We start from the raw sequence: 23294 nt of genomic DNA, 5'->3' as shown, positions 1-23294 counted from the left end.
ACAGCCTGAACCACTCCGGTAGTCGCAGGGCCAGAAGGAACAGAAACCGCAGACACAAGCCGATAATCATCGCGGAGCCGACACGTAGGGTGCAAGCTCGGCCTCAGCCGACAGGCGTGGATGCCATTGTCGGCAACCACAGGCTGGTTCTGCGTTTTCAGGCACGTGCGCGCGAGATCCGTACGCGCGCGGGGTCCCGGGTGGGCGTTGGCCCGACCCGGGGCCCCGGGCGCGACTGTCGATATCGTGCAGTCGGTTGATCTATTGGTTGGGCGGGGTGTTCTGGTCGTAGAGCGCGGTGACCTGGGATGCGCTCAGGGGGTAGTTGAATGCTTGGACGTTGCTGATGTCTCCGTTGAAGAAGCCGTTGGGCGCGCTGTCGACGAAGTCGCGGCCGATGATGAAGGATCCGGTGGCGTTCCAGGTGGTGGTGTGTGTTCCGGTGGCGGCTGGTGCGCCGTTGACGTAGAGGCTCATGGTGTCGGTTGCGGCGTTGTAGGTGGCGGTGAGGTAGGTCCAGCTTCCCGGGTTGTCGGTCGTGTTTGCGGTGCTGGCCCTGTCTGCGGTCCAGGTGGCGCTGTCGGTCGGGGCCATGGCGAAGGTCCATCCGCCGCCGGCGTTGGCGTAGAGGACGAATCCGCTGATGTTGGTGCCGTCTTGGCTGGCGATCACTCCGGCGCTGCTGACTGCGGGTTCGGCCCAGGCGCTGATGGAGAAGCTGCCGGTGGTGTCGATGAGCGGGCCGCTGGTTGCGCCGTAGCCGCTGGTGCCGTCGAGCGTGAGGACGGTGCCGTGTGTGGGGTCCGTGGTCCAGCTTGTTCCGGCGGAGGACAGGGTGAGATCGGCTCCGCCGACCGTGTCGATTCCGGTGCCGTTGGACAGCGGCCAGGCGTGGATCGGTCCGGTGTTCTGGTCGTCGGTGAACCCGTACGTGGTCGCCGCCGAGGTGACGTCCGCCGAGTTCGTCGCGGTTACCGTCAGCGTGTGACTGCCCGGCGTCAGGTCCTGCAGCGAGACGGTCACCTCGTCGTGGAACGCGTCGAGGCTGACGGCGGGGGCGCCGTCGAGCTGGTAGCTGAACGACTGGATCGCGCCGGTGTCATCGTCTGAGTGGAACAGGAAACTGGCGGAGGTCCCGTTGACGCTCTGCGTGCCCGGATCCACCAGGTTCGTGCTGCCGTTGTCGATGATCGCCTCCCCGTCGGAGAACCGATAGATGTTGCGCGCTCCCGCGGCGGTGCCGTACACCGTGCCCTGCTCGACGCTCACCAGGTCGGCCATCGCCGGGGCGGAGTCGATGACGACGCTGCCGCCGAAGTGGCCGGCGCCGTCGCCGGGGTAGAGCAGCAGGCTGCCGGCGGACCCGCGCACCAGCAGGTCCTCGTTGCCGTCGCCGTTGAAGTCGCCTGCGCTGATCTGCTCGGCGTCACCCCATCCGTCACTGCCCGTGGGCTCGACCTGTGTCGGAGCGGCGAATGTGGGCACCGATGGGCTGGTGCCGTTCTGCCCGGTGATGTTCTGGAAGAGTTGGACGCTTCCGTCGGCGTACCGGATCACCAGGTCGGAGTAGGGGCCTGCGTAGAACGTCCCCGGGACCACCTCCACGACGTTGGCCCAGTCGACCGACTGCAGGCCGGCGACCGTGGTGGTCGGCGGCCCTTCCGAGGTGCCGGCGTTTAGCGCGTAGACGCCGCCGCCGGAAGCGTTGTAAGCGAACAGTTCCTGCGCGCCGCTGGTGCCGAAGCCGCCCACCGTCACCGCCGTGGCCCAGTCCAGGTAGCCCGGTTCGACCGCGGGATCGATCTCCGTTTCCCCGAACGTGCCGGTGCCGCGGCCGGTCCAGAGGTCCGTCTGGCCCGCGGACGCGGGGTTGTCACCGACCGCCGGCGTCCCCTGAACCCGCGTGATCAGGTCGGTGTCACCCGAGGAGGTCGTGGTCGCCGCCGCGAAGTCGGCCGACGTGGTCCACGGCTCGAAGCGCCCCGAGGTGATCTGCACCGGCGCGTTGAACAGCTTTCCGGGCGCGGTCCCGGTCGAGGACAGGTACTCGGTCTGGCCGCGGCCCGGTACAAGCGTGCCCTGATACTCGTTCATCCACTGCAGGACGACGCCGTCCTTGCCGGTGCCGTCGAAGTCCCCCGCGACGAGGTTCTCCACGCCCTGCCAGCTCGGCGTCGGGGCCTTGGTGAGTGCGGCCCAGTTCCGGTTGTCGACGACGGTGAGCGGAGCGGCGGTGAAGTCGCTCTGGGCGTTGTCGCCGTAGAGCGAGAGTGTGCCGTCGGAGTGCCGGAGCAGGATCTCGGCGTGCCCGATCCCGGTGAAGTCCCCCACCGTCATGTCGACGACGTCGGTCAGACTCGTCGCTCCGCCGAGGTCGAGCGAGACGGGCGAGCCCGCCGAATAGGTGCCGCTCTCGGAGCGGTCGATCGGGTAGGCCACGACCGAGTAGCTGGCGGTGGTCGGCGGGCCGGCCGTGCTGCTCGGCGGCGGCGACAGCGAAATGATCGGAGAACGGTTCGCGGTAAGGAAGACGGCGTCGTTCACGGCCGTGTCCGTGCTGCCGAGGACGTGACCGACCCCGACGCTCGTCATCTTGGAGAAGATCGAAGAATGGCCGGGCAGCAGCGGGATGGACACGCCGAGTCCGCCGGAGCCGTTGTTCGGAGAGAGGGAGACGTCTCCGTTGTTCCAACTCACCAGGAGGTCGGCCCGGCCGTCGTTCGCGCCGTCGCCGTCGAAGTCACCCGCCGTCACGCTCGCGACGCCACGCCCGAGCGCAGCGTAGAACCCATACTGAGTCGCCAGTTCGAGCTGTTGCCCTGAGCCGAAGGCGCCACCGCCCTTCCCCGGGTAGAGCATGACGGTGCCGTCGGCGTAGCGCGCCACCATGTCCGCCTTGCCGGTTCCCAGGAAGTTCCCGGCCGTGTAGTCCACGGCGTTGGCCCAGGGGTCCTCCGATCCGATCGTGCGCGGGTTGGTGAGCACGGTCGGGGCAGCGGGCGCCGGGGTCGGGGTGGTGGCCGCCCGCCAGTCGAACGTCGCCTGGTACATCAGGTGGTCGTTGTGTGTCAGGTCGGTGCCGTCGGCCGCCTTGACCTCGACGATCGAGTCGGAATCGGCCGAGAAGTCCTTGGCAGTGGCGAAGATGTAGTCGAACTTGCGCGCCTGACCGCCCGCGGCGACCTCACCCTTCGAGCCCAGGACGGGATATGTCGTCGGTGCGCCGGAGCGGCAGGAGGTGAGCTGGCGGCACTGCGGCGTGAAGTACGCCTTGTCGTACTGTTCGGCCTCGATGAAAGAGCCGTTGCCGTCCTGCGCCTGGTAGATCAGCCCCATGTTGGGGTCCGTGGGGTCGGCGTTGAAGTCGCCGGCGAGCACCGTGGGGGTGTTCGCGCCGCCCCAGTACTGCATGCGGTTGATCACCTCGGGCAGGCCCTGGGCGGGGGCGCCGCCGAGCCCGCCGTCAAGGTGGACATCGCAGTACTGATACGGCATACCGGAGTCGGTCGCCTCCACGCACTCGAGCGGACGGGATTCGACCGTCGGGTTCGTCGGGTAGATGACGTCCGTGGAGAGAACCGGCGATTCGCTCGACTTGACATAGATCATGTCGCCGAACTCGTCCTCGTTCTCGGTCGAGGCCCAGTGACTACAGTGGTTGTTATTGGTGCCCGTCGTGGCCGGCGTCGGCAGGTCCCATGCGGGGTTGAAGTAGACGGTGTATCCGGTCAAGTCCGCGCTGAACGCGTCGACCTGGTTGCCGCAGACCTCCTGGATGCTGCCGGCGTCGGGCCCGTACGCGAGGATCGCCGAGGACAGGTCGGACGCCCAGTCGGTCAGATCCTCTGTCGACTGGCAGGCGGTGGACTGTCCGCACGTGTTGAACGTGACGACCTTCAATGGCGGCGGCGCGGTGGCGTCCGCGGCCTGTGCGGCCGAGCCGAGCGGCGAGAGCGCGGCTGTGGCGGTCAGGATAGAGATGACCGATGTGAGAACGCGGCGCACGACGTGCCGCCTATAGCCCTTAATGGTCACAACCCCCCATTTCACATGTATCAGTGTTGAGCTTCAGATCATATTTACCAGCGGGCCTCCGACGTCGGCTAGGCCCTTTGGTGTTTGAGATCTTGTCGTTTGAGGCAGTTTTCGTCGTCCCTGGTCAGGCTGGCTATAGCCGGGCCAGGGCGATGGAGTGGTCGGTATGACGGGCGAGGGTGTCGAGGGTTTGGCGGATTTCGGGTGGGGCCGGGGGTTGGTCGGCGGCCAGCAGCGGGATGAGCACGCGGTCGTGGACCTTGATGTAGAACACGGCGAAGCGCAGTCCGTCGTCGGTGATCCGGTAGGCGTTGCTGTGCGGTACTCGCTGAATTAGGCCTTTGAGGCGTAGTCGGCGCAGGTCGTAGCTCATCCGGGCGCTGGTGTAGTCGGTCGCCGACAGCCCGGTCACCACGGCGCGCAGGCTCTTGTTGGTGAAGGTGCCGGTGATCGTGTGCACGATGGCCGCGAGAGCTCCTGCCAGGGCCATCACCCGCGGATCGCCGAAGCGCAAGGCTGGAGCGCGCTGTCCGCCGTTTTCGACGGTGGGCTGTGAGATCCGCGCGAAGGCTGGACTCTCAAGGATCGTGTTCTGGGTGACGGTTTCCTGGTGCAGCAGGCGGTGGTTGGCGGCGCGGGCCTTGGCCTGCAGTTCGTTCAGGTGCTCGAGGCGGCGGTAGATGCCGAGGTCGCGGGGGTCGTTGACGACGGTCTCGATCCGCAGCGCGAGCCCGTCTTTGAGGTACTGCTTGATCCGGGAGTGTTTCCAGAAGGCGTTGACGATGACGCCGTCGACGTTCGAGTCGATGGCGGTGCGGTAGCTCTCGGCCGGTCGGCTCGCCTTGCGCCCGGCCAGGTTGCCCTTGAACACGATCTCCACGTTGGGCGGCCGGCCGAGATCGAGGTTGTCGGCGATCAGGGCTTCGAAGAACGCGCGGGCCCGGTGCGCGGCGTCGAACACCAGGGTGCGGGAGGTCTCGATCTGGCGCATCGAGGCCTGCCACCAGTAGCCGGCATCCCGGTCGCGTGGCTCGAGCGGGAGCGGGAGCCGGGCGAGCCAGCGTTCGATGAACACGTGGATCTGTCCGGGGCCGAGCCGGTCGCAGATCTCCTGCAGCCCGCTCGGATCCGAGCATGCGGCGAAGCCGTTGGACAGGGCGGTGAACCCGATCCCGGCGTTCGTCGCCTGGCGTTTGGCCCATTCGTGGCCGTTGACCCACACCTTGCCCGGATACGGGAAGTAGGCGCACAGCTTGATGAATCCGGGGCCGAAGTCCTCATCCCACACGTAGAAGTAGTAGCAGGTCACCCGCCGGTCGGCCTTGTAGACGTCGAACCAGACCGCGCCGTGTCCGTTCTCGCCCTTGGTGGCGGCGAACACCCGCTGGAACTCCTGGGCCACCCCGACCGCCACCACCCGGCTGCGCCCGGCGGCCTCCGCTTCCTCCATGAGCGGACTCACCGTGTCGATCTTCCGCTGGTCCTTGGTGAAGCGCAGCACCGGGACCTGGTTGGCCTCGGCGAAGTCGCGCACCGCGGCCCGGAACCGGGTGCCGCGCTGCTCCATCACCGCAGGCGAGGGGATCGGGTTGCCGCAGTGCTTGCCCAGGAACGTCGCGGCTTGCCCGGAGACCTGCAGCGTGGGCACGTACAGGTTCAGATACACCCGGTCGAGCGACTCGATCTCGAGCGCGACATGCCCGTCGAGAACCTCGTTGACCGTGACCGGACGCGCGCCCGCTTCAGCCGATGCCATGGAGACCACCACCAGACAGGGGGGAACCTGCTGGCAGCGTCCATCGACGCAGGTGGGAGGTCACGCGAACACTGAAAACGCCACCCCGGCTCGGCGGTCCGAGGCGCAGCCTCACTGGTACTTCAGTTGTATTTCTGTTCATGATTTGCGTTGTCGCTGATAACTGTGCTTGTCGATCACGCCGTCCATGCAGCTCACGCGGCTTCTTGGTGGCCGCCTGCTCGATACGGAGACCGAGGTCAACGACATCGGCCGGCTCAAGGGTGGGCCGGTGCATGAGATGGTTCCCGAGTCCCGCTTCGCGGGCTTTCACGACCTCGCCGCCGCCTGGCCTGACCAGACAGATCCGGGCAGTTCGGGGCCGGGCACCCAACGGCGATTGCAAGCCAGTCAGAGCTGTCGAAGTTCACCCGATGGCGCCGGCCGTTCACGTCTCGGCTTCGCAAACACGGGACAAGAGCGGGCAGGAAGCCGAGTGCGCCGATCAGAGCGCTGAAGCTGTCCTCGACGAACAAACCGTGCGAGCGCAGCACCGCCTTGATCGCCCTGCTCCACAGCCGTAGTCACGCCGCCGGAGCCCGCCTATGCGATCGCTGCCCCGCCCGCTCATCGGGTTCTCCTTCGTCCGGCCGGATTCTCCTCGCCGCGAACGGGCTTCGGCAGGTGTTCGCTCCGTACGCGCCTGGCCGTGAGCCGGCGCGCCTTCAGCCATTCGGGCGCCCGTGCGCTGAGCTGAGGTGCCAAGCGGGCGCCGCAGACTGAAGATGATCGAGATGGATCTTCGCCATGCATTCGGAGGCTGACCGGCATGCGCAGACTCGCAGGCATCGCCGCCGGCGTCGTTTGTGGTTCCGCCTTCGTACTGACGGGCTGTTCGTCCGGGAACGGCTCGAGTTCTCCGCAAGCGACCTCCCCCCAGGCCCCTGGTACTGGTGCTGCCGGCGCGCCCCCCGGCGCCCAGGTACTCGGCACGGTGGACGTCGGCCAGCCGTTCACCATCACGTTCCCTTCGAGCAACACCGCTCAGCCGTCGAAGCTCAAGCTCACCGTGAAAAGCGTCGTGTGTGGAAAGGGCCTGGACCCGGCCGTGATCGCCTACGCGGAGCAAGGTGGCACGAGCAGTGCGCCGCCGACTCCCGCCGGCGGCAGCCAATTCTGCGTGGTGTCGATGACCGCTCAGAACGTCGGTGACGCGTCGGCGACCTGGAGCGCTAACTACGGGGTTGGCCTCAATGTCGGCGCCGTCCAATACGTCGAGACATCAAACGATCAGGACTTGGAGCTTGATTATGCACAGGTCTGGTTCCAGCGGGGTCAGCCGAGTCCGACGTTCGGTATCAACCCGGGTGCTGCGGGGCCGGTGAATGGAGTCTTCGAAATTCCGGTCGGGGCTAAGCCGACAAGCGCGTGGGTGAGCGGTGGCTCGATCACGGCGCTCAACGGCCCGGCTCCCGGCTACCTGGTGAGGCTCTAGATCGAGGGCGTGGAGCGCTCAAGCGGGAACTGGTTACGTGCCTGCGCACCCGGCCGGGCCCTGCGAGAGCCTCGGGCACGGTCGCGCAACAACGCGCGAGGGCGTATCACCGTCGCTGTTGTCCTGTCCGGGCGGCCCGCCGAGGCAGCGAACCGCGCGGTACCCGGGCATTGGGAGGGCGACCTGGTCATCGGAACCGGCCGGTCCGCGATCGACACGGGCGAGGAGCCGCCCGTGAGGAACGGTCCCTCGCTCGGCGGTTACGGCGCCGTCGCGATGAACGCCGCGTTGGCGGCGTCGATGGCGAAGCTCCCCCCGGTAACCGGGCAAGACCCTGGCCTGGGACCGCGGGAAGGAACCGTCCGGGCAGGTGTAGTTCACACTCGATACCGGGACGAAGGTGTTCGTCGCCGATCCGCACTCACCGTGACAGCGATCGACGAACCAGAGCACGAATGGGCTGGCTGCGTCAGTACTTTCCGAAGGGCACCGATCTGTCCCGGTGGTCGACCCAGGATCTCCAGGCCGTCGCCTTGGCGATCAACGCACGCCTAAGATCCTCGGCTGGTGGACGCCGGCCGAAGTCTTTGGGGAGCAGCTAAACTCAGTATCAATAGCCGGTATTGCAACAACCCTCGAACCCAAGCAATACACGTCGAGAGCCTTCCGTGACGAGTTGACTCGGATCGGCATGCGGCAGGATGCCAGTATAACAGTGTCCTGTTTTGACAACGCTGCGGCCGAGAAGCTTCTTCGCCGTGCTCAAGAGCGAGATCGAGGTCTGGGAGTGACGAGCCGGAAGCTGACGAGAAGCCAGATGTTCGGGTGGATCGCAGGTGGCTTCAACCGCAGGAGACTGCACTCGACCGTCGACTACCCCACCCCCGCCCAAGTGCGCGTGAAGTGTGGTCATTCGGTCGCGCCGCGGCATAGATCAACCGTTTCGGGGATCAAAAGGCCACTTGAATACCGTGTACCCATATTTCCCCGACGATCACCCTCCTGCGCGAGACGCCTGACTTGTTCCGCACGACATCCGGGACGCGCGTGAGCTACCGGCGACGTACCAGTAGTCGAACATCATGGCTCTTGAGGTCCTTAACTCGTATGTGTATACTCGTTACGTCAATAAGTCTTCTGCGATGCGGTCGGACCGCATCGCATCGCCCGTTAGGGGAATCTGTGCGCCAGCGCCTCCGCCTGATCGTAGCCGCCCTTGTGCTGGGAGCTCCCGTGGCCGCGGCTCCGGCGGCTTCCGCGGACACCACCACCACGGCCACGTACACGGTTTGGCAGTGGAACGTCTCCGGCAACGTCATGAACGCCGGCTCGACGAGCGACGGCATGGTGAGCGCCGCCGTGTCCTCCATCCTCAATCGCGACGCGGACTTCGTCTCCTTCAACGAGATCTGCTACAGCCAGTACAAGGCCATCCAGGCCGATCTGGCGGGTACCTGGACGACCGCCGCCTCCTTCTCCCGGTTCGCCGCGTCGGAGGCCCCGAAAGCGGGCTTGTGCGGAAGCACCACCGACGACACCGACAACTCTTTCGGCATCGCGCTGTTCAGCAAGCAGGCATTGGGGACCTCGTCGCAGTACACCCTGCCGTCGGACGGCAGCCCCGAGGACCGCAAGATGCTGTGCGCCCCCCTCGCGGCCCAGCCAGACATGGTGTTCTGCACCGTGCACATCACCACCAGCCCCGACCTGACGGACGGAGTCGCGAACAACGTCCGCCAACTGGAGTACGTCCGCTCCACGCTCGACGGCTTCGACGCGGCGGGCGAGACCTACATCATCGCCGGCGACTTCAACGCTCAGCCGAACTACGGCCGCCTCAACGACTTCTACGACTCGTCCATCGACACAGTGGCTAATCCCAACAACACCGGCAGCAACTTCGAACTGGACGACACCGACACCCGTTGTCCTGGATACGGAGAGGCCACCGCCGCCCCTGGATCCAAGGAAGCCACGCCGCCCTGCGGCGGCAACGCCAAAATCGACGAGATCTTCGTCCGCAGCACCCGCGTGGCCCCCAACACCTCCTACAGTGCGGACGCCCTGGCGATCCCGGTCACCTGCACCTCGTCGGCGAACCCCGGCACGCTCGTCGCCTGCTCCGACCACAATGTCCTGACGGGCACCGTCACCGTGACCATCGGCTGAACCCCCACGTGGTTCTGGCTTCATGCCTCCCATGCGCTCAGCGAAGAGGAGGATGGCGTCGGTGACCCACTGGATGCGTGGCTAGTGGAAGAAATCGTTCGCTAGCCGCCCAAACGCCGCCGGAACGCGGCAGGTCAACGCGGAGCGGCCGGAGCGCGGCGAGGACGAATGACGTTGACCTGCCGCGTTCCGGCGGCCGCCATCACGCGGCGGACGATGACCGTCGCGCACCCGGCCACGCTACTGTCGTTGGGACCCGACTGGCACCAGCGAAGGGTCAGGCGATGACCGACTCGAAGACGGAACTCCAAGCGCTCATGGCCGAATACGAGCGGGCCACAAGCACGCGCGACATCAACCAAGTCATACCCCTGATCTGTGCCGGCGCCACCTACCGCTTCACCTGGACCGGCCGGGTCGACGGACGACGCCGCTCCGAATACGGCCGCGGAACCAACATGATCGCCAAGCAGCGCGACGAGTAGAAGATCCTCCACGAACGGCTGAGCTCGTAGACATCACGCCACCGCACGTTGCGCCCTCAGCAACTGGGGCGAACGCAGAGCAGCATTGGGTGGAGTAGCCGGACGATGGCGTCCCGCGTGATACAACACCGTTGTGTTCAGCGGTCGGGGCTCGTCCTTGAAGCGTGACATCGGTTGCTATGCGCTGTGGCCAAGGTATCCGATCGCAGGTCGCCATCGATCAGGCCATGGTAGTCAAGATATGAGTGTAGTAGCGCTGGTGCCGACCTTCCCGGGGAGCGGATCGGCCCAAGTCCGTCGCAGAGTTCGGTGAACCGCTGGGAGAACCCTTGGGTGCCTCTGTCCGTGTACATGATCGCGTTGCCGGGATCAGCTAATTGGAAGAGTTCCAAGCCATGCTGACTGTCATCGCTCGTCGCAGAGTCCGTTCATCCGATCACGACCGCGGCGCTGACGGCGCAGACGGCGGTAGCGCGGCGTCAGAGAGGGCGAGCCTCGGGAGACAAGAGCCGTGAGTTCCGGGCGGCGATGGGCTCCAGGGAACAGGTGCTCGAGGAGGCTTCGGCCCTGGCTAAGGATCTGCCCCGCGCTCACTGGCTGCAAGGGCTGTGCCTGGTGTGCGACGACGAGCCGCTGATCGTGCTCGATCCGACCTCCGGCCGCGGCTTTCACCTGACGATGACCGGGGTTGGTGACAACTACCAACTGCACACCCTCCTGGCCGACCGTCTGATAGGCAAGGAGCGCGGCGGGCTGCTCGACACCCGGCCTCCCAGGCCGGCATGGGTTCAGGCGGCCACGGCCGGCCCGACCGGCCCGTTCAACCTGGCCACTCCGATCAAGCGCCGCTTCCGGCTTTTCGACGGCCATGGCAACTACGTCGACCCCGAGGGTTGGCCCTCTGACATCAAGCCGCTCGACGGTATGCGGGTGCTGGTAGTCCACCCGCGAAAAGGGCTCCGGGGGTGGAACAATGGTCGCGCCTACGTCAGCATGGTGCCCACCTTGACGCTGGAGCGGGAGATCGAACCGGAAGAGGCCGCGCACTGGCTCGCCCGGATCGCGCCGGCACGGGAAACCGACGCCATGGGACTCTTCGGGGGCGATCAGGGAAAGTGACTGGCGACTGAGCATCAGCTTCGCCGACTCCATGCGGGAACGTGCAGAGCAGCTCGTCGCCGGTCAGCGCCATGACACCCGGGGTGAGAACCTGCGTTCTTGTCCCGGCGAAGCTGTGGTTCGATACCCGTCTGACTGCCGAGCCGCGGCCGCGGCCCGTTAGCCGATGCGGGCGTGACTTTGCGGCGCACCCCGACATCCGGATGGCAGACGCTGCCGAGTTTGCAGTCCTCGTCCTGGAACGTGTTCGAGTTGATCATCCCGACCCGGACACCCAGACCCGCCGCGTGGTCGGCGAGCTTGCCGTAGTCCGCGACCCTGTCCCGGGGGATGTGCAGCGACACCGGCGCCGCGACCCCCGTCACCGCGTGCACCGCCGCCGCGTCCGCCAGCTTCTCGAACGGATCCCGCGGCACACCGGCCTGCGGAAAGACCCGGAACCGCGTGCCCGAGTTCCCGTAGCCCCACGACGGGGTCTCGATCACCTGTGACTTGAGCGCCGACTTCACGGCTGCAGGTCGGTTTGCCATAGCTCCACCCTTGGCGCTTGGCCGCTCAGCCGGCCGAGCGGATTTATCCTTTCAACCCGCTCGGAGCGTAATACGTTCTACGAGATCATGTCAATGCAATGGTCCATCTCGCGGGCTGGCGTGCCACAATGCCAGCCTGAACTGCAAATATAGTCGATCTCCGCTGGTGTCATCATGTAGATGGGTGAACGATTATGGTCTGATCGATCGGCATGAGGACGTGGCCAAGGCGGCCGGCGTGTCCTTGGGGACGGTCTCGAACGTCGTCAACCTCTCGGCCGGCGTGAGTGAGGCCACCGCCGCCAAGGTCCGCGCCGCGATCGATGAGCTCGGGTACGTGCGCAGCTTGTCGGCGCGTCAGCTGAGGGCTGGACGCAGCCGGGTGGTCGGCCTTCTCCTCCAGGACTCGGGCGATCCGTACATCGCTGCATAGGACCGGCGCTGTTGCGGCAACATGAGATTCCCTACGTCTTGGTCAACGGAGTCGGTTCCGGCGAATCGGACGCGTTTCGTCGCCTTCGACGACGCGATGTCGGGCGAGATCGCGGCTGACGACCTGATCTCGTGTGGGCATGGCCGGATCGGCTTCGTCTCGGTCCACGGCTCAGGACACGCTGACCGGCTGCGTGAGGGGATCCTCAGATCCTTTGCCAAGGCGCGCCTCATGCCCGACAGCTGGACGAGGTCCGCGTAACTGCGCTCGACGCGCACGCCGGAAAAGATGCGGGGGCGCGACTGCGGGGCATGGCTGACCGCCCGACTGCCGTGATCCGCGCCAACGACCCGCTCGCGCTCGGCGTGCTGCCGGCGCTGGTCGCGAGGGCCTCCACGCTCCGCGGCACGCGGTGATTCCCGGGGCTTATCCGGCCTCGGGGATCGGCTCCGCGGCAGGGAGCCCGTCGTGGTGGTCGACGTGCGTCGCAAAGCGCTGCCGGTAGGTCGTGGCGTTCAGCCCGTAATGGGCCTTGAAGCGGCGGGCGAAGTAGTTCTGATCCGGCCAGCCGACCGCCCGCCCGACCGAGGTGACCGGCTCGTCCGTGTGCAGCAGGAGCACCGCGGCGTGCTCCACGCGGAGCTGCGCGAGATACGCGATCGGCGGCAGCCCGGTGGCGGCTTTGAAGACCCGCACCAGATAGCCGGGGGCCAGGTGCAGCTGGTCCGCGAGCTCCGCGAGCGTCCAGTGGCGCGCGATATCGGCCTCGAACAAACGCATGACTTTGCCGACCGCGGGGTGCGACGGCTGGAGCCTCGCCGACTGGGTATCGGCCGCTGACGCGACCGATCGGGCGAGTGCCCCGAACAGCAGCGTCAGCCGGCCGATGAGATCCCCGCGATACTCGCCGGGGGACAGGTGCCGCAGTGCCGAGAGGGATTCGAGCTGGCGAACGCACAGGTCGAACGTGTCCGGCTCCAGTCGGAACGCGAGCGTTCCGCGGCCGTGCGACGCGTACGGCCCGGCCCACAGCAGGTAGCCGAGCAGCGGGTCATCGCGCATCCACGACAGCTCGCGGCGTAGCAGCTCACTGCTGAAGCAACAGTTGTAGAGCTCGAGCTCGCGGCAGTCCTCGTAGCCGTGCCAGACACCAGGGCGCAGCAGCACGACGTCCCTGGTCTCGAGCGTTCTCCGCCCGGCCAGACAGTGGTGCGTGGCCTGTCCGCCGACCGTGAAGGCGATCTCCATGAAGCTGTGCGTGTGCAGCGGATTGTCCTGTAGATGCAGGTATCGGCCCGCGTACGCTTGGGCGCCGTCGGTGAAGTGGAACAGATCCCGACTCGTATCCATGGGGAGATCGTCGTTCACGCGGCGAACGATACAGCGCGCGAGTGCCAGGTCAACATCGTGCTAGCGGCGGTACATCGCAGCCTAGCGGCCCTCGGGAGACGCGGAGCACGATAACCGGCGTCGGCACGCTGTTCATCCGCGTGGCACAGGGGTTGTGACCAACCACATTTCGTTCACCATTCGCCGTTCAAGGAGGAACGCCTGTGAGCGTCCCACGTTCCCGATCTCGTCGCAGGTCAGCCGTGCTGGTGGTACTCGCCGCGGTGTCGCTCGCGGCCGGAGCCGTCGACGGGCCCGCGGCGCAGGCCGCCGGAAACGCCGCCGCCGGCTATCCGGCCGGATGCCCGTGGATGAACACGCACCTCGACGCGAGCACGCGTGCCAGCCTTCTGCTTTCCTCCAGCAGCCTGGACCAGAAGCTGCGCTGGCTCGACGAGAAGGCGGCGAACTCGCCGACGCAGACCACGTTCACGTCCTTCAGCGGCGTGGCGACCACCTACCCGGCCCAGGTGGCGTGCACCCCGACCGTCGTCTACGCCGACGGCGCCGACTTCGTGCGCAACGCCGGCAGCGACGTCACGATCTACCCGTCGCAGGTCGACCTCGCCGCCACCTGGAGCTCCGGCCTCGCCTACGCCAAGGGCAAGGCCCAGGCGAACGACGCGTTCGAGACCGGGCACAATGTCATCCTCGGCCCCGACCTGGAGAACGGGCGCACCCCGCTCGACGGACGTACTCCCGAAGACCTCGGTGAGGACTCCCTGCTTGGCGGTAACCAGGCCGCCGCCCAGATCAACGGCCTGCAGAACGGCGACGCGGACGAGCCCGTCATGGCGGTGCTCAAGCACTACGTGGCCAACGAGCAGGAGGCGGACCGCAACAACATGAGCACGAACATGAGCACGCGCACGCTGGAGGAGGTCTACAACCAGCCGTTCAACATCGCGCTGAGCCAGAGCTCGCCCGGCGGCATCATGTGCTCCTACAACCAGATCAACGGCGCCTACGCCTGCGAGAACCCGATCCTGGACAACGTGCTCAAGGGCCAGGACGGCTTCCAGGGCTACGTGACCTCAGACTTCTTCGCCGTCCACTCCACCGCGCCGTCGCTCAACGCCGGCCTGGACCAGGAACTGAACAACCCGATCCACTACACCCCGGCGAACATCCAGGCCGCCCTGGATTCCGGCCAGGTGACGATGGCCCAGATCAACGAGGCCGCGTTCCGCGTCGTCCGTTCCTACATCGCCTCCGGCCTGTTCGACCACCTGATGCCGACCACCGTGCCGACCACGACGCAGACCCCGTACAGCGAGGCCGTCGCCGAGCAGGTCGCCCAGAACGGCTCGGTCCTGCTCAAGAACTCCGGCCAGGCCCTGCCGCTCGGCAAGTCCTCCGGCACCATCGCCGTGATCGGCCAGACCGCGTCGGCCACCCCGACGAACGGCGTGAGCGCCGAGACCGTCTGCACCCAGGAGGCGCCGGACGGTATGGACAACGCGACGGACTGCCCCGACGTCGTCGCCCCGCTCACCTCCATCACCTCCCGCGCGGCGCAGGACGGGCTGCGCGTCACGTACGACACCGGTTCTGACATCGCCTCGGCCGTCGCCGCGGCCAAGACCGCCAAGACCGCGGTCGTCTTCGCCTACGCCGAGGAAGGCGAGGGTGCCGACCGCACCTCGCTCAGCCTCGACGGGAACGGCGACGCGCTCATCTCGGCCGTGGCCGCAGCCAACCCGAACACCATCGTGGTCCTGGAGACCGGATCCGCCGTGGCCATGCCGTGGCTCAGCCAGGTCAAGGGCGTCGTCGAAGCCTGGTACCCCGGCGAGCAGCAGGGCACCGCGCTCGCGAAGCTGCTGTTCGGCGACGCGGACTTCACCGGCCGCCTGCCGATCACCTTCCCCGCCTCGCTCGCCGACACCCCGACCGACACGACGGCGCAGTACCCCGGCATCGAGGACAGCAACGGCATCTACCAGACCAGCTTCAGTGAAGGCCTGGACGTCGGCTACAAGTGGTACGAGGCGCAGGACATCAAGCCCCTGTTCCCGTTCGGCTACGGCCTGTCCTACACCCGCTACTCCTACAGCGGTATCAAGGTGAACGGCGGCGGCAACGGCAAGAGCGCGATACGCGTCAGCTTCACCGTGCGCAACGACGGCACGAAGACCGGCACCGTCACCCTGCAGGTCTACGTGACGCAGCCCGCCTCGACCGGCGAGCCAGGCCACGCGCTCGTGGGCTACCAGCAGGTCACGCTGAAGCCGGGTCAGAGCCAGAAGGCCACGATCACCATCGACCCGACCAGCGCCGCCCACCCGATCTCGTACTACGACACCAAGACGAGCTCGTGGGTGACCGCGGCCGGCAGGTACACCTTCCAGGTCGGCTCAGACTCGCAGACCGCGGCGCTGAGCCAGGCGATCGAGATCCGGTAGTCCCAGGCAGGACCTGATCGCACGAGGAACGTGCGGGGCGGCGATGTCGTCCCGCACGTCGCCGTTCCGCCCGAATTTTGATCATCGCGGCGCGTCTTCTCCATAGGCAGCCTGGTCGATGAGCGTGAACCGCGCCGCGATCGCCTCGATGAGCGGGAGGTGTTCCTCCCACGTGCGGCTGCCCATGCCGAGCACATAGCCGGCGTTGCCCCGAACGGCGAAGTACTCGCGGGTGCGGTAGACCTCTTCGCCGTTGCCGGTTCGGGTCACGAAGTCCAGCGCCACACCCGGCTGCCCGGCGAAGGGGACGGCGGCGCGGGTGAAGTCGCCGTAGCCGTGCGCTTCGAGTTTGCCCTGCGCCACGTCGGCGACCTCGTCCGCGGTCCGGCCTCCGGCCGGGAGCTTGAAGACGATCAGGTTGCGACCGGCGCCGCCGGCAGCGCGCATGATCTCGGGGCCGTTCGCCGGTTGCGGGGGCATCGCCTCCCAGCCTTCGGGGACGTGCAGGATCGCGCCGTAGGGAATGAGCGGGATCGAGTGCCAGACGGTGGTTGCGACGTTGAAGGTCATGCCTGGTTGATACCGGGAGATCGGCGGTGTGCGAATCTCGCATTTCATGCGGCTCGCGGTATCAAGCCTTCGACGTCGAGGAGAGGAGCGCCGTGACCGGCACCGAGGAAGCCGGCACCACTGCCGGCGCAGCCCGCGATCGCCTCGTCGCGGCCCATCTCCACCTCGTCGAACAGGAGGCCGCGCAGTACCGGACCTGGCGTCTCGACCGCGCCGATCTGCACCAGGCCGGAGCCGTCGGACTGTTGATCGCCGCCTCGAGGTTCGACCCGCAACGGGCTGTCCCCTTCGGGGCCTACGCGCGGATCTGGGTCCGCAAAGAGATCCAGCGCGCGATCGCCCGCCAGGAGTTCCCGATGGTCTTGCCGCCGGACCTGGTCGGGCGCACGGTCGTCCTTCGGCGCGCCTTGGATGAGAACGCCGACAGGCTCACCCTGGCCGCCGCGGCGCTCGGAGTCTCCCCGGGCACCGCCGCGGCACTGCACCGTCAGCTCTCAGCCGTGAGCATCGATGCCGACGAAGATCTCTTCGCACCCGGGTTCGCGATGCCGTTTGCCGACGGTGGGCCGACTCCGGAAACCGCCGTGGTTGCGGCGGATTTCGCGGATGTCATCCGTCTCGCCCTGACCCGTATGGACGCCCGTCGTGCAGCTGCGCTGGTTCTGCGCTACGGCTTGGACGGCGGTCCCGAGCGGTCGTTCCGCGAGATCGGACGCCAGCTCGAGGTCTCCGGCCATACCGCGCGCACCTATGTCGAGCAGGCACAGACGCAGCTGCGCCGCCTCGCCGAGTAGCGCTCTGCGGCGGAAGACCGCTGCGCCACGCCCGATGAGCCTCGCCCTGAGTCAACGAGCCTCGATGGTTCCGGCGTGGCTCAACGAGCGGTTGGGTATTTGCACACTGGCACGATGCGAGCCGGCACCCAGACCGACCGGTGCCTGCCCCGGAAGCTCCAACTCCGCCGTGCATCCCGGCGGCACCACCACATCCACGCTCAACATCTCCTCGACCAACTCCCACGCGATCGCCGCCGTGCCGTACGGCGTCTCGTGGCGGGCCTTGGCCGAGGTGATTCGCCCGCCGGGCCGGGGGCGGAATCTGATCGTGCGGTAGCCGGGGCTGGTGGCTTCGAGGCCTGCGACGGTGCGGTGGAGCCAGTCGGCGACCGCGCCGAGGGCGTAGTGGTTGAACGAGGTCATGTCGCCGGGGTTGAGGCTGCCGTCCGGGCGCAGGCCGTCCCAGCGCTCCCAGATCGTGGTCGCGCCTTGCGTGACGGGGTAGAGCCAGGAGGGGCATTCGGTCTGGGTCAGGAGCTTGTAGGCGACGTCGATGTGACCTGCTTCGGTCAGGGCGTCGCACAGCAGTGGCGTGCCGACGAAACCGGTGGCTATCTTCGCGTCGTCGGCGAGGACGAGCTCGGCGAGGCGGTCGCCGGCTCGCTTGCGCGCGGCCGGCGTCGTGATCAGGTCGAACCGCAGGGCGAGGGCGTAGGCGGTGGGACTGTCGACGCGCATCAGTCCGTCGGGCAGCGCCCAACGGCCGCGGAACGCCGCGGCGACCTGGTCGGCCAGGATCTTGTAGCGGTGGGCGTGCTCGTCCTCGCCGATGGTCTCGGCGATCCGCGCCAGATGCCTTGTCGACCAGGCGAAGTACGCCGTCGCGATGAGGTACTTGTCGGTGCGGCCGCTAGCCGGGTCGTCGGGTGGCGCGACCGGGTCGAGCCAGTCGCCGAGCTGGAACCCGGTGTCCCACAGGCGCGAGGGGCCGGCGACCCGGTCCATCAGGTCGACCCACTTCTTGCCGGTCTCGAAGTGGCGACGCAGCAGTCCGGCGTCGTCGAAACGCTGGTAGAGCAGCCACGGCGTGAGCGTGGAGACGTCGCCCCAGGCCGCACCGGGCTGGATCGGAGTCCACATCGGCTCGCCCGGGATGACAGGGACGTACCAGGGAACGGTGCCGTCGGGCAGCTGCTCGATGCCGACGTCGACGAGCCAGGAGTCGAGCATGCCGGCGCAGTCGAAGAGGAACGCGGCGGTCGGCGCGAACACCTGGATGTCGCCGGTCCAGCCGAGCCGCTCGTCGCGCTGGGGGCAGTCGGTGGGCAGGTCGACGAAGTTGCCGCGCATGCTCCACACGACGTTCTCGTGTAGACGGTTGATCAGCGGGTCGCTGCATTCGAACCAGCCGGTGCGGCGCATGTCGGTGTGGTAGACGCGGGCGGTGACGGCCTCCGGGGGCACCCCGCCGTCGGGCCAGCCCTCGATTTCCGCGTAGCGGAAGCCGTGCAGGGTGAACCGCGGCTCCCAGGTGTCTGGGCCCGCGCCGTCGCTGATGTACGTATCGGTCGAGTGGGCCTCGCGCAGCGGCCAGACCGCCAGCTCGCCGTGTTCGAGGACTTCCGCGTGGCGGATGGTAACGGCGTTTCCGGCCGGTGCGTCGACGGTGATCCGCAGGCGCCCGACGAGGTTCTGGCCGAAGTCGACGAGCAGTCGGCCGTCCTCGCGACGGGCGACGCTGACGGGCGCGACCTCCTCGGTGCACCGCACAGGGGGACCCTGCGGCGCGACCAGGGTGCCCGGGTCGCGCTTCCTGACGACGACGGGCGACCAGTCGGGTTCTGCGGCCGATCGGTGCGGCGTGGACCAGGCCGAGTCCTGGAGGCGGGCGTCGAAGCTCTCGCCTTCGTACAGGCCTGATTCGGTGATGGGGCTCGGCGCGGCGCTCCATGTCCGGTCGGTCGCGATGACGGTCGTGCTCCCGTCGTCGTGGACGATCTCGAGCTGGGCGATCAGCGACTGGTCGGTGCCGTAGATGTTGCGGGTGCCGCCGTCGAAGCCGTACTTGCCGCGGTACCAGCCGTCGCCGAGCCAGGCCCCGATGGTGTTGGCGCCGGCGCTCAGGTGCTCGGTGACGTCGTACGTGTAGTAGCGCAGCCGCCGCGAATAGACGGTCCAGCCGGGGGAGAGGGCGTCGTCGCCGACACGTATGCCGTTGATCTCGGCTTCGTACAGGCCGTGCGCTGTGACATAGAGCCGTGCGCGGACGATCTGCCGTTCGACCTCGAAGTCCCGGCGGACGCGCGCGGGGCGGCGCCGGCCGTGCGGATCCTCCGGCCACGCCGCGCCCACCGGCACGGCGCTCCAGTCAGCTGGTCCGAGTAGGCCGGCTTCGACGACGGCGGCCTCGCTCCAGTCGCTCGGCTCATCGGCGCCGTCCGTCCAGACCCGTACGCGCACGCCAGCGCGCTCGCGAGAGCCCAGGGACAGATCCGGCCAGGCGACGAGGCGCTGCTGCGCGCTCGATATACGTCCGGTGCGCAGCGCGTCGGGTCCGTCGCCGCGGGAGATCTCGAGTTCGTAAGCGTCTTGGCCCAGGGAGTGCGGAGGCAGCGTCCAGGACAGGCGCGGTGCGGGCACACCGATGCCGAGTCCGCTCCGGAGGTGTTCGAACGACACCGGGGCAGGCTGAACACGCATGGGGGTGGTGACCTTTCCAGGAGTACGGAGAGCGTTCTTCAGCCCTTGACAGCGCCGCCGGTGAGGCCCTTCATGATCTTCTGGTTGAGGAACAGATAGATCAGCAGGGTGCCGAAGACGTTGATGCAGATGGCCGCGAACAGCGGACCGTACTGGGTGGAGCCGAACTGGCCGGTGAAGTTGAGCAGCCCGACCTGAATGGTGCTGAGGTTCTGATTGTTCGTGAAGGTGAGCGCGACGAGCAGGTCGTTCCAGATGAAGAAGAACTCGACCAGCCCGACGGTGAGGATGGCATTGCGCACCATCGGCACGCTGATCGCCCAGAAGGAGCGCAGGATGCCGGCGCCGTCGAGCGTCGCGGCCTCGAACATCTCGCGCGGGACCGCGCGGTAGAAGGTGCTCATCATGAACACCGTCAGCGGGAGGTTCGCCCCGGTGTAGGTGAGGATCAGCGGCCAGAGCGTGCCGGAGATGCCGGCCTGGGTGTAGACCGTGAACAGCGGCAGCAGGATCATCTGCACCGGCACCATCAGCCCGGCGAGGAAGATGAGCAGGGTGAAGTTGCGGCCCTTCCACACCATGATCTGCAGCGCGAAGCCGGCCGCCGTGCCCAGCAGCAGGAGCAGGAAGAGGGACGGGAAGACGGCGAGCGCGCTGTTGCGCACGTACAGGCCGATGCTTCCGGTGGTCCAGGCGGTGGAGTAGTTCGACCACAGCCAGTGGGTCGGCAGACTCCAGGCCGAGTTGTTCAGGTAGTCGCTGTTGGACTTCATGGACGTCAGGAACATCCAGATCATCGGCAGGACCTCGACGAGGATCAGCACGGTGATCAGGAACCGAACGGTCAGCTTGCCGGGGCCGAAGCGTCGCTTGCGGCCGGCCGGGTGTGCCTGGATGCGCGTCCCCGTGGGCGTGTCGGTGGACATGGTGTTCAGCCCTTCTGGAGGTCGCGGCGCGAGAGGCGGAAGACGAGGAGGGTGACCAGCAGGCACACGACCGTGAGTAGGAACGCGATGGCGCTGCCGTAGCCGTAGTTGCCGTAGTCGAAGGCGGTGTTGAACATCAGCACCGTCAGCGGCGTCGTGCTGTTCCCGGGCCCGCCGTTGGTCAGCGGGAGGATCGAGTCGAAGACCTTGAGCGTGCCGTTGATGCTGAAGATGAGCGAGGACATCAGCACCGGGAAGGAGAGCGGCAGCACGATGTGGCGCACCAGGCGAAGCCCCGAGGCGCCGTCGAGGCGGGCCGACTCGAGGATGTCGTCGGGCACGTCGACCAAGCCGGCGTAGAGCAGGACCGCGTAGAAGCCCATCGAACGCCAGATGTCCATGACCACCAGCACGATGAACGCCGTGCCGGTGCTGGAGAACCAGTCGATCGGGTGCAAGCCGACGTCGACGAGCAGCTGGTTGACCGGGCCGTACTGCGGCGCGATCTGGAACAGGGCTTTGAACAGCAGGCCGACCGCGACGGTGGGCAGCACCATCGGGAAGAAGACGAGGGTGCGCACCAGGGCGGAGGCGCGCTTGAGGAAGAACACGTAAAGCAGGGCGAGGAGGTAGCCGACCGCGACCTGGCCCACCGTGACGACGACCGCGTACTTGAGGGTGAACCACAGCGCCTGGTGCGCGTTCGGATCCGACCACAGGTGGCTGAAGTTGGTGAACCCGGTCCAGGTGAAGCCCTCGATGGTGTTGCCCTTGGTGAACGAGTACCCCACGGACCAGAACATCGGGACGAGCATGATCAGGGAGTAGACGAGCAGAGCCGGACCCAGCAGGATCGCGATGGCTCTCTTGTCACCGAGTACGCGGTGCATGGTTAGTCCACTTCGTAGTTGTCAGACGACGGCGCGAAGACTCGGGTCGCCGGTCCCTCGCGGGCCCGGCGACCCGGCGTCACGCTCAGCTGCCGCTGTTGAGGGCGTTCTGAACGGCGGACATGAACGCCTGCGCGCTCATCGAGCCGGACACCAGCGGGGTGGCGTCCTGCTGGCTGGTCGTGGTCGCCTGCGCGCTGAAGAGAGCCTCGAACCACAGGACGCTCGAGGTAGCGGTACTCATGGTCGTCTGCACCTGGGTGGTCACGGCGTTGGCCGCGGGCACCGAGCCGTTGACCTTGAAGCCGGAGATCGTGTTCTGCGACTTGAGTGAGTCGGTACCGTAGTTCTTGGCGACGCACGAGATCCAGTTGTCGACCTCGGTGTTGTCCGCGTTCTGCGAGGACATCACGATGCCCAGGCCGATGTTGGACGGGTACTGGTCGATCGAACCCTTGCCGCCGGCCACGGCCGGGAACGGCATGAAGCCGATGTTCGCGGCGCCCACGGTGTCCTGCTTGGAGTCGCCGATGTTGCTCAGCGCCCAGCTGCCCATGTAGAGCATCGCGGCCTTGCCGGTCAGGAAGGTGTTCATCGCGGTGTTGTAGTCGATCGAGCCGACGCCCTTGCCGAAGTAACCCTTGGCGCCGAGGTCGGCGACCTTCTGGGCGGCCGAGACGTATTCGGGGTCGGTCAGCTTGGCCTTGCCGTCGGCGACGTCACTCATAGCGTCGGGGCCGAGGTCGCGGAAGAGGTAGTCGCCGATCATGCGGGTGATGGGCCAGCCCTGCTGCCCCGAGGCGGAGAACGGCTGGATACCCGCGGCGTTCAGCTTCGCGGCGTCCGCGACGAGCTCGTCCCAGGTGGTCGGGATGCTCAGGCCGTGGGCGGCGAAGATCTCCTTGTTGTAGAAGATGCCTTCGATGTTGTATTCGGCCGGCAGAGCGTCGAGCTGACCGTTGTAGAGCGCCTTGACGGTGGAGACCGCGGACGGGAGCAGCTGGTCCTCGACGCCCAGCTTCTGCAGCAGTGGTTCGAGGTTCTCGACCTTGCCCGACTTCGCCAGCTGTACCACCGTGGTCGGAGTGTCCTCGTGGAAGAGCGTCGGCAGCGCGTTCTGGCCGGCCAGAAGCTGGACCTTCTCGTTGAGATTCGCCTGCGGCTGAGTCTGCACGTTCAGCGGCAGCGCCGTGTTCTCCGAGGCGCACTCGTTCTTCGACAAGCTGGTGAGAACGGCCCGGTCGACGGTGTTCTCGGTTGCGGACATGAAGCTGAACGACTTCGGCGCGGCGGAGCCGGAGCTCGACCCGCCTCCCGTCCCGCCGCATGCGGTGGCCAGCAGAGTCAACGCGGCCGCAGTGGCGCAAACGCCCAGCAGCCTTCTCTTGGAGCGGGTCGAGCTGGCGATCATGGATGAGCTCCCGGGTCGTCATTGAAGCGGAGGTACGGAACATGAGTCGGGGAGTGTCACGCCGTCCTGGCGTGTCCTGGGCCGTCGTGTGTAGAACGCTGCACACTCGGTGTGGCTTCACCCTGCTCCAAAACTCGCGCCCCCGTCAAGACACGACAGAGTAACATTGCGGCTACTTCGGCTTTAGCTTGGGCGTGCCGCATCGCTCAGCGTGTAAATCGTTGTT

Annotated in this window: 15 protein-coding genes and 2 pseudogenes; 8 read left to right on the top strand and 9 right to left on the bottom strand. The window is 67.0% G+C overall.

The genetic code is table 11. From position 1 onward, the window contains the following. Positions 1-261: 261 nt before the first annotated feature. Complete coding sequence (locus ACTRO_RS00960) at positions 262-4005, bottom strand: LamG-like jellyroll fold domain-containing protein (protein ID WP_034260502.1); 3744 nt, start codon at positions 4003-4005, stop codon at positions 262-264. A gap of 163 nt (positions 4006-4168) precedes the next feature. Further along, positions 4169-5791, bottom strand: a complete 1623-nt coding sequence (locus tag ACTRO_RS00955; protein ID WP_034272439.1) for a hypothetical protein — start codon at positions 5789-5791, stop codon at positions 4169-4171. A 973-nt stretch (positions 5792-6764) separates the two neighbouring features. Between ACTRO_RS00955 and ACTRO_RS00950 the strand changes: the two genes are divergently transcribed. The 5 genes and pseudogenes from ACTRO_RS00950 (at position 6765) to ACTRO_RS00935 (ending at position 11038) form a co-directional block, all read left to right on the top strand. Further along, positions 6765-7265 (top strand): hypothetical protein, encoded by a 501-nt coding sequence (locus tag ACTRO_RS00950; RefSeq protein WP_084315863.1) that lies wholly within the window; start codon positions 6765-6767, stop codon positions 7263-7265. 5 nt (positions 7266-7270) lie between these two features. Continuing rightward, positions 7271-7899 (top strand): annotated as a pseudogene (locus tag ACTRO_RS45055) (IS30 family transposase); the annotation flags it as partial. 599 nt (positions 7900-8498) lie between these two features. Further along, positions 8499-9434: an endonuclease/exonuclease/phosphatase family protein gene (locus ACTRO_RS00945; RefSeq protein ID WP_211244030.1), complete on the top strand. Its 936-nt coding sequence runs from the start codon at positions 8499-8501 to the stop codon at positions 9432-9434. 284 nt (positions 9435-9718) lie between these two features. Then, positions 9719-9919, top strand: coding sequence for a hypothetical protein (locus ACTRO_RS00940; RefSeq protein WP_034260498.1), 201 nt, complete (start codon positions 9719-9721; stop codon positions 9917-9919). Between the two features lie 546 nt (positions 9920-10465). Continuing rightward, the gene (locus tag ACTRO_RS00935) at positions 10466-11038 is read left to right on the top strand and encodes a hypothetical protein (RefSeq protein ID WP_157435624.1); all 573 of its coding nucleotides are present in this window, start codon (positions 10466-10468) and stop codon (positions 11036-11038) included. A gap of 179 nt (positions 11039-11217) precedes the next feature. On the opposite strand, the pseudogene ACTRO_RS00930 reads toward ACTRO_RS00935, so the two are convergent. Next, positions 11218-11568, bottom strand: a pseudogene (locus tag ACTRO_RS00930) (L-rhamnose isomerase); the annotation flags it as partial. Between the two features lie 184 nt (positions 11569-11752). On the opposite strand from ACTRO_RS00930, the gene ACTRO_RS42510 reads away from it, so the two are divergent. Next, positions 11753-12001 (top strand): LacI family DNA-binding transcriptional regulator, encoded by a 249-nt coding sequence (locus ACTRO_RS42510; RefSeq protein WP_051450101.1) that lies wholly within the window; start codon positions 11753-11755, stop codon positions 11999-12001. A gap of 426 nt (positions 12002-12427) precedes the next feature. On the opposite strand, the gene ACTRO_RS00920 is transcribed toward ACTRO_RS42510, so the two are convergent. Further along, the gene (locus tag ACTRO_RS00920; protein ID WP_051450100.1) at positions 12428-13351 is read right to left on the bottom strand and encodes an AraC family transcriptional regulator; all 924 of its coding nucleotides are present in this window, start codon (positions 13349-13351) and stop codon (positions 12428-12430) included. Between the two features lie 203 nt (positions 13352-13554). On the opposite strand from ACTRO_RS00920, the gene ACTRO_RS00915 reads away from it, so the two are divergent. Beyond that, positions 13555-15795: a glycoside hydrolase family 3 C-terminal domain-containing protein gene (locus ACTRO_RS00915; protein WP_211244029.1), complete on the top strand. Its 2241-nt coding sequence runs from the start codon at positions 13555-13557 to the stop codon at positions 15793-15795. A gap of 81 nt (positions 15796-15876) precedes the next feature. Here ACTRO_RS00915 and ACTRO_RS00910 read toward each other — a convergent pair whose 3' ends face one another. Beyond that, on the bottom strand, positions 15877-16365 hold the full coding sequence (locus tag ACTRO_RS00910) for a hypothetical protein (RefSeq protein ID WP_034260494.1): 489 nt from the start codon (positions 16363-16365) through the stop codon (positions 15877-15879). A 92-nt stretch (positions 16366-16457) separates the two neighbouring features. Between ACTRO_RS00910 and ACTRO_RS00905 the strand changes: the two genes are divergently transcribed. Beyond that, a complete protein-coding gene (locus ACTRO_RS00905) occupies positions 16458-17159 on the top strand; it encodes a sigma-70 family RNA polymerase sigma factor (protein ID WP_034260492.1) in 702 nt (233 codons plus the stop codon). A gap of 51 nt (positions 17160-17210) precedes the next feature. Here ACTRO_RS00905 and ACTRO_RS00900 read toward each other — a convergent pair whose 3' ends face one another. The 4 genes from ACTRO_RS00900 to ACTRO_RS00885 all read right to left on the bottom strand — a co-directional run bounded on the left by ACTRO_RS00900 (position 17211) and on the right by ACTRO_RS00885 (position 23068). Further along, positions 17211-19841: a glycoside hydrolase family 78 protein gene (locus ACTRO_RS00900; RefSeq protein WP_051450099.1), complete on the bottom strand. Its 2631-nt coding sequence runs from the start codon at positions 19839-19841 to the stop codon at positions 17211-17213. Between the two features lie 38 nt (positions 19842-19879). Beyond that, complete coding sequence (locus ACTRO_RS00895) at positions 19880-20767, bottom strand: carbohydrate ABC transporter permease (RefSeq protein WP_034260490.1); 888 nt, start codon at positions 20765-20767, stop codon at positions 19880-19882. 5 nt (positions 20768-20772) lie between these two features. Further along, the gene (locus ACTRO_RS00890) at positions 20773-21657 is read right to left on the bottom strand and encodes a carbohydrate ABC transporter permease (RefSeq protein ID WP_034260489.1); all 885 of its coding nucleotides are present in this window, start codon (positions 21655-21657) and stop codon (positions 20773-20775) included. An 85-nt stretch (positions 21658-21742) separates the two neighbouring features. Further along, complete coding sequence (locus tag ACTRO_RS00885; protein WP_034260487.1) at positions 21743-23068, bottom strand: ABC transporter substrate-binding protein; 1326 nt, start codon at positions 23066-23068, stop codon at positions 21743-21745. Positions 23069-23294: the final 226 nt, after the last annotated feature.

The sequence above is a fragment of the Actinospica robiniae DSM 44927 genome, assembly GCF_000504285.1.
Taxonomy (GTDB): Bacteria; Actinomycetota; Actinomycetes; order Streptomycetales; family Catenulisporaceae; genus Actinospica; species Actinospica robiniae.
Note: the sequence above shows the minus strand (reverse complement) of the source record. Positions and strands in the feature narration are given on the sequence as shown.